This window comes from Clostridium sp. (assembly GCF_051650885.1).
Classification (GTDB): domain Bacteria; phylum Bacillota; class Clostridia; order Clostridiales; family Clostridiaceae; genus Clostridium.
In genome coordinates this window covers 1-6,211 of record NZ_JBOFRG010000114.1, presented here as the reverse complement: position 1 = coordinate 6,211, position 6,211 = coordinate 1, and the positions used below count along the sequence as shown (strand labels likewise).

Below are 6,211 nucleotides of genomic sequence, written 5' to 3'. Positions count from 1 at the left end.
TGTATTTAACAATATCAAGAGTTCCTGGAGCAACTGCTGGAATTACTTCAGCTCAGATAGGGATAGTAATATTAGCACTTATAGTTGGTTCAACTTTCTGTATGTGGTTAGGTGATCAGATAACTGTTAAAGGATTTGGTAATGGTATTTCAATACTAATTTTCATTAACATCATATCAAGATTACCAGTAGAGCTTAGCTCAATCTTAATGTTAAAAAATCAAAATGAAGTAAATATAGTAGAATTAGTACTGTTTGCAGTATTTGCATTAGTTGCATTAGCTGCAGTAATCTATTTCTCACTAGCTGAGAGAAGAATACCAGTACAATATGCAGGAAAAGCTGTTGGGAATAAAGTAACAAAAGCTCAATCAACACATATACCTTTAAGTATTATTGGTTCAGCGGTAATTGCAATAATCTTTGCAATGTCTGTTATGCAATTTCCACCAACAATAGCTGGCTTCTTCCCAGATAAAGCTTGGGCTGTTTGGATAAGAAGTAGCAACATGAGTATATTTAATGATCAAACATGGATGTACCCAGTTGTGTATGCAATACTAACTATATTCTTTACATGGTTCTATACTCAGGTTACATTCAAACCAGATGAAATGTCAGAAAATCTGCATAAGTCTGCTGGATTTATTCCAGGAATAAGACCAGGGGAACCAACAACAGAATACTTTGAAAAAGTTTTAAATAGAGTATCAGTAATAGGTGGTATATTTGCGGCTGTTTTAGCTGTAACACCAATATTGATTTCGAATTATTCTTCTTTAAAAGGAGTTCAATTTGGAGGAACAGCACTACTGATTGTAGTTAGTGTTGCTTTAGACTTTATGAGAAGACTAGAGTCTCAATTAGTAATGAGACACTACAAAGGATTTCTTAAATAAGAATAGATAATGGAGATGATGCCCGTGAAGATTATATTATTAGGTCCTCCTGGAGCAGGTAAGGGAACACAGGCAAAATCAATTAGTAATAGATATTCTATACCTCACATATCAACAGGTGATATTTTTAGAAAGAATATTTCTGAAAATACACCATTAGGTGTAGAGGCAAGAAAATATATGGATAATGGACAGTTAGTTCCAGATTCCGTTACTATAGATATGGTAAAGGATAGACTTCAGCAAGATGACTGTAAAAATGGATATCTTTTAGATGGATTTCCAAGAACAGTAAATCAAGCAGAAGCTTTACAAGAATTCTTAGAAGGTAGAGACGAAAAGTTAGATACAGCTTTATGTATAGAAGTACCTAGCGGGTTTATACTGGAGAGAATGACTGGTAGGAGAGTTTGTCCATCATGTGGAGCAAGTTATCATGTAAAATTCAATCCTCCAATGGTTGAAGGTAAATGTGATGTTTGTGGAAGTGATGTTATACAGAGAAAGGATGATACAGTGGAAACTGTAAAAGAAAGACTTGATGTGTATGAAAGACAAACACAACCGCTAATTGATTTTTACAAAGATAAAAACTTACTTTCAACTGTTGATGGAACACAGGCTATCAATTCAGTATTTGAAAGTATCTGCAAGGTTTTAGGAGAGTAGGATGATATTCCTAAAGAATGAATCAGAAATCTCTAAAATGAGAGCTGCAGGAAGGATAGTAGGTGAAACACTTCTACTATTAGAAAAAAGTATAAAGCCTGGAATAAGTACGGCAGAATTAAATAGAATTGCAGACGAGTTTATAACGAGTCAAGGAGCTAAACCTTCCTTTAAAGGATTGTATGGTTTTCCTGCAGCACTATGTATTTCTGTAAACAATGAAATTATTCATGGAATACCAGGGAAATATGTCCTAAAGGATGGGGATATAGTAAGTGTTGATTGTGGAGCTTATTTAGATGGGTTTCATGGGGATGCAGCTAGAACTTTTCCAGTAGGGCAAGTAACAGAAGAGGCACAAAAGCTTATTGATGTTACAAGACAATCATTCTTTGAAGGTGTTAAGTATGCTGAAAAAGGAAAAAGGTTGTCAGATGTATCACATGCAATACAGAGTTATGCTGAATCTCATGGATTTTCAGTTGTTAAAAATTTTGTAGGGCACGGGATAGGCAGAGATCTACATGAAGATCCTGAGGTACCTAACTTCGGTAATCCGGGTAAGGGTCCACTTCTGAACAATGGTATGGTTCTAGCAATAGAACCCATGATAAACGCTGGATCGTTTAGAACAAAAACATTAAGTGATGGGTGGACAGTTGTAACAAGTGATGGAAGCCTATCAGCACATTACGAAAATACAGTTGCAATATTACCAGATGGACCCGAAATATTAACACTAATTTAATGAGTGTTGCTTAGTTATAAATTTGCAAATGCAGTTTATATCTAAGGTAATCATCGAGGTGAATAATTTGCAGAACAATGACTTGATTGGAAAAGTGGTACTTTCTTTATCTGGTAGAGATAAAGATCATTTATATATAGTAGTTGGTTCTGATAAAGCCCAGAATTTATTACTAGTAAACGGAGATAATAAAATTATTAGCAATCCGAAAAAGAAAAATATTAAGCATTTATCTTTTATAGATAATATAGATGATGAACTGAAGACTACCATTATAGAAAAAAAGAAAAATGCTGACTTAAGAATTAAGAGATTTCTAAAATTAAGATACATTGTTAAGGAGGGTTGATTACCTTATGTCAAAAGATGATGTTATAGAAATGCAAGGTGTGGTTTTAGAATCCCTACCGAACGCAACATTCCAAGTAGAACTTGAGAGTGGTCATAAAATTCTAGCACATATATCAGGAAAATTAAGAATGAACTTCATAAGAATTTTACCAGGTGACAAAGTTACAGTAGAGCTTTCACCATACGATTTAAGTAAAGGTAGAATTACTTGGAGAGCAAAATAAGATAGTAACTATCTAAATATTACAAGGAGGGTTAGCGATGAAAGTAAGACCATCAGTTAAGCCTATTTGCGAGAAGTGCAAAGTAATAAAAAGAAAAGGAAGAGTAATGGTTATCTGTGAAAATCCTAAGCACAAGCAAAAACAAGGCTAATATAAAATATTAGGCAAAAAATACAGATTAGGTATTTAAAATTAGTTGACTTTTTCTTAAAAGTCAAATATGATTATATAGGCATTTAATTCAATAATTAGATTTTAGGGCGGCTGACAATAGGAGAACAAATTCTCGCTATTGGCCTAAAATTTTATTATATATATTTTTAAAAATTATCGTAAGGATAATACGCATTTCAATTACCAGGAGGTGTAAATTTTAATGGCAAGAATAGCAGGTATTGACCTACCAAGAGAAAAAAGAGTTGAAATAGGTTTAACTTATATATACGGAATCGGGTTACCTACTTCACATAAGATATTAGCAGCAACAGGAATAAATCCAGACACAAGAGTTAAGGATTTATCTGAGGACGAAGTTAATGCTTTAAGAACTTACATTAAGGAACTTACTATTGAAGGTGACTTAAGAAGAGAAGTTGCTTTAAATATCAAAAGATTAGTTGAAATTGGCTGTTACAGAGGAATGAGACATAGAAGAGGACTTCCAGTAAGAGGACAAAAAACTAAAACTAATGCGAGAACAAGAAAAGGTCCTAAGAAGACAATCGCAAACAAGAAGAAATAGATAAGGAGGGAAGGCAATGGCAAAGGTTAAAAAGACTAGAAGAAGAAAAGAAAGAAAAAACGTTGAGCATGGTGCAGCGCACATAAAATCAACATTTAACAACTCAATAGTTACTTTAACAGATGCAGCTGGAAATGCATTATCATGGTCAAGTGCTGGAGCTCTAGGCTTCAAAGGATCAAGAAAAAGCACTCCATTTGCAGCTCAAATGGCGGCAGAAACTGCAGCTAAAGTAGCAATGGAACACGGATTAAAAAGCATAGAGGTTTATGTTAAAGGACCTGGGGCTGGTAGAGAAGCAGCAATAAGATCTTTACAAGCAGCAGGATTAGAAGTAACTCTAATTAAAGATGTTACTCCAATTCCACACAATGGATGTAGACCACCAAAAAGAAGAAGAGTTTAGTATCGATTCAAAACAGGAGGTGTAATTAGATGGCAAGATATACTGGAGCTACATGTAGATTATGTAGAAGAGAAGGTATGAAGTTATTCCTTAAAGGGGATAGATGTTATACAGACAAATGTGCTTTCGTTAGAAGAAGCTACGCGCCAGGACAACACGGTGCAGCTAGAAAGAAATTATCTGACTACGGAGTACAATTAAGAGAAAAACAAAAAGCTAGAAGAATATACGGAGTGTTAGAAGGTCAATTCAGAGCATATTATGAAAAGGCTGAACACATGAAGGGTATCACTGGTGAAAACTTATTAAAGTTATTAGAATTAAGATTAGATAACGTTGTATATAGATTAGGTTACGGAGCTTCAAGAAACGAAGCAAGACAATTAGTTAACCACGGACATTTCTTAGTAAATGGTAAAAAAGTTGATATTGCTTCTTACAAAGTAGGAGTAAACGACATAATTGCTGTTTGTGAGAAGAGCAGAGGAAGCGAAAAGTTCAAAACTTTCGTTGAAAATCCAAAGACTTTACCAAAATGGTTAGAAGCTAACGTTGAAAACTACGAAGGCAAAGTAGTTGCTATGCCAGAAAGAGAAGACATTGACGTACCAGTTAATGAAACTCTTATCGTTGAGTTATATAGCAAATAATTGAAGTATTTGTTTTAAGCAAATATGAATCAGTTGCCCTCAAATAGGTTGCCATTTTAATATCAGAGGAGGGTTCGTATGTTAGAAATCGAAAAGCCAATAATTGAATGTGTAGAAGTTAATGAAGACGGTACTTATGGTAAGTACTCAGTTGAACCATTAGAAAGAGGATATGGTATTACTTTAGGAAACGCTCTAAGAAGAATATTATTATCATCTTTACCAGGAGCAGCTGTTACATCAGTGAAAATTGATGGAGTTCTTCATGAATTCTCTACTATTCAAGGAGTTAAAGAAGATGTTACAGAAATTATTCTTAACATTAAAGCTTTAGCTTTAAGAATGAATGGTGAAGGTCCTAAAACTATCTATATAGATGCTAAGGGACCAGGTGTAATAACAGGAGCTGATATAAAGACTGACGGAGATGTTGAAGTTGTTAATAAGGATTTACATATTGCGACTTTAGACAATGATGGAAGACTTTATATGGAGTTAACTGTAAATAGAGGAAGAGGATACGTTACTCAGAACAAAAATAAGAGTGATGAATTACCAATATCAGCAATAGCTGTAGATTCTATTTATACACCAGTAAAAAGAGTTAACTTTAAAGTTGAAAATACTAGAGTAGGTCAGATTACTGACTACGATAAGTTAACTTTAGAAATATGGACAGATGGAACTGTTAAGATTGATGAAGCTATCAGCTTATCAGCTAAAATCCTAATAGAACATTTCAAACTGTTCATGTCATTAACTGACAACACTAATGATGTCGAGATAATGATTGAAAAAGAAGAAGACAAGAAGGAAAAAGTACTAGAAATGACTGTAGAAGAACTTGATTTATCAGTTAGATCATATAACTGTTTAAAGAGAGCTGGAATAAATACAGTTCAGGAACTTGCTCAGAGATCTATGGATGATATGATGAAAGTTAGAAATCTAGGAAAGAAATCCTTAGAAGAAGTTGAAAAGAAGCTTAAAGAATTAGGTTTAAGTTTAAAATTGAGCGACGAGTAAGGAGGGAAATCCATGGCACAACAACGTAAGTTAGGTCTTCCTACTGATCAAAGAAGAGCTATGTTAAGAGGTCTTGTAACTAGTTTTTTAAAGTATGGTAAGATTGAAACAACTGAAACTAGAGCAAAAGAAACTAGACGTATAGCAGAAAAGATGATAACTCTTGCTAAAAGAGGAGATCTTCACGCTAGAAGACAAGTTTTAGCTTTTGTTCAAGAAGAATTAGTAGTTAAAAATTTATTTGATAAAATAGCTCCACAATACACTGAGAGAAACGGTGGATACACTAGAATGATCAAAAAAGGTCCTAGAAGAGGAGATGGAGCTGAAGTTGTTATACTTGAATTAGTATAATACTTCAGGAGGGGATTAGGTTTAGGCTTAATCCTCTTTTTTATATATAAAAAAAGAATATTTTTAAATTTTAAAATAGGCATTTTTTAGTATATAATGAATAGGGAACTTTAAAAGGAAAGTTGAATTTTATAAAGAAATA

11 protein-coding genes are annotated in these 6,211 nt (G+C 33.6%); all 11 read left to right on the top strand.

The window, feature by feature from the left end; genetic code table 11:
- The coding region (locus tag ACRC28_RS05645) for a preprotein translocase subunit SecY (protein WP_438542473.1) at positions 1 to 899 on the top strand (899 nt) is incomplete at its 5' end.
- A gap of 24 nt (positions 900 to 923) precedes the next feature.
- Positions 924 to 1,568 (top strand): adenylate kinase, encoded by a 645-nt coding sequence (locus ACRC28_RS05640; RefSeq protein WP_438542472.1) that lies wholly within the window; start codon positions 924 to 926, stop codon positions 1,566 to 1,568.
- A gap of 1 nt (position 1,569) precedes the next feature.
- Positions 1,570 to 2,316, top strand: coding sequence for a type I methionyl aminopeptidase (map, locus tag ACRC28_RS05635; RefSeq protein ID WP_438542471.1), 747 nt, complete (start codon positions 1,570 to 1,572; stop codon positions 2,314 to 2,316).
- A gap of 67 nt (positions 2,317 to 2,383) precedes the next feature.
- Positions 2,384 to 2,665, top strand: a complete 282-nt coding sequence (locus ACRC28_RS05630) for a hypothetical protein (protein WP_438542474.1) — start codon at positions 2,384 to 2,386, stop codon at positions 2,663 to 2,665.
- A 7-nt stretch (positions 2,666 to 2,672) separates the two neighbouring features.
- Positions 2,673 to 2,891 carry a translation initiation factor IF-1 gene (infA, locus tag ACRC28_RS05625; RefSeq protein ID WP_438542470.1) on the top strand — a complete coding sequence of 73 codons (219 nt, stop codon included), beginning with the start codon at positions 2,673 to 2,675 and terminating at the stop codon, positions 2,889 to 2,891.
- Positions 2,892 to 2,928: 37 nt separating this feature from the next.
- On the top strand, positions 2,929 to 3,042 hold the full coding sequence (gene rpmJ, locus ACRC28_RS05620) for a 50S ribosomal protein L36 (RefSeq protein WP_003373491.1): 114 nt from the start codon (positions 2,929 to 2,931) through the stop codon (positions 3,040 to 3,042).
- A 225-nt stretch (positions 3,043 to 3,267) separates the two neighbouring features.
- Positions 3,268 to 3,633, top strand: a complete 366-nt coding sequence (gene rpsM, locus ACRC28_RS05615; protein WP_438542469.1) for a 30S ribosomal protein S13 — start codon at positions 3,268 to 3,270, stop codon at positions 3,631 to 3,633.
- A gap of 16 nt (positions 3,634 to 3,649) precedes the next feature.
- Entirely contained in the window at positions 3,650 to 4,039 is a 390-nt protein-coding gene (gene rpsK, locus ACRC28_RS05610; RefSeq protein ID WP_438542468.1) for a 30S ribosomal protein S11, read from the top strand.
- Between the two features lie 29 nt (positions 4,040 to 4,068).
- The gene (gene rpsD / locus ACRC28_RS05605) at positions 4,069 to 4,689 is read left to right on the top strand and encodes a 30S ribosomal protein S4 (RefSeq protein ID WP_438542467.1); all 621 of its coding nucleotides are present in this window, start codon (positions 4,069 to 4,071) and stop codon (positions 4,687 to 4,689) included.
- Positions 4,690 to 4,767: 78 nt separating this feature from the next.
- On the top strand, positions 4,768 to 5,715 hold the full coding sequence (locus ACRC28_RS05600; RefSeq protein WP_438542466.1) for a DNA-directed RNA polymerase subunit alpha: 948 nt from the start codon (positions 4,768 to 4,770) through the stop codon (positions 5,713 to 5,715).
- Between the two features lie 12 nt (positions 5,716 to 5,727).
- A complete protein-coding gene (gene rplQ, locus ACRC28_RS05595) occupies positions 5,728 to 6,069 on the top strand; it encodes a 50S ribosomal protein L17 (RefSeq protein WP_438542465.1) in 342 nt (113 codons plus the stop codon).
- Positions 6,070 to 6,211: the final 142 nt, after the last annotated feature.

Coding starts and splice junctions, on each gene's coding strand:
- rpsD (WP_438542467.1), top strand. CDS start 4,069: ATGGCAAGATATACTGGAGCTACATGTAGATTATGTAGAAGAGAAGGT.
- rpsM (WP_438542469.1), top strand. CDS start 3,268: ATGGCAAGAATAGCAGGTATTGACCTACCAAGAGAAAAAAGAGTTGAA.
- rpmJ (WP_003373491.1), top strand. CDS start 2,929: ATGAAAGTAAGACCATCAGTTAAGCCTATTTGCGAGAAGTGCAAAGTA.
- rpsK (WP_438542468.1), top strand. CDS start 3,650: ATGGCAAAGGTTAAAAAGACTAGAAGAAGAAAAGAAAGAAAAAACGTT.
- map (WP_438542471.1), top strand. CDS start 1,570: ATGATATTCCTAAAGAATGAATCAGAAATCTCTAAAATGAGAGCTGCA.
- rplQ (WP_438542465.1), top strand. CDS start 5,728: ATGGCACAACAACGTAAGTTAGGTCTTCCTACTGATCAAAGAAGAGCT.
- ACRC28_RS05600 (WP_438542466.1), top strand. CDS start 4,768: ATGTTAGAAATCGAAAAGCCAATAATTGAATGTGTAGAAGTTAATGAA.
- infA (WP_438542470.1), top strand. CDS start 2,673: ATGTCAAAAGATGATGTTATAGAAATGCAAGGTGTGGTTTTAGAATCC.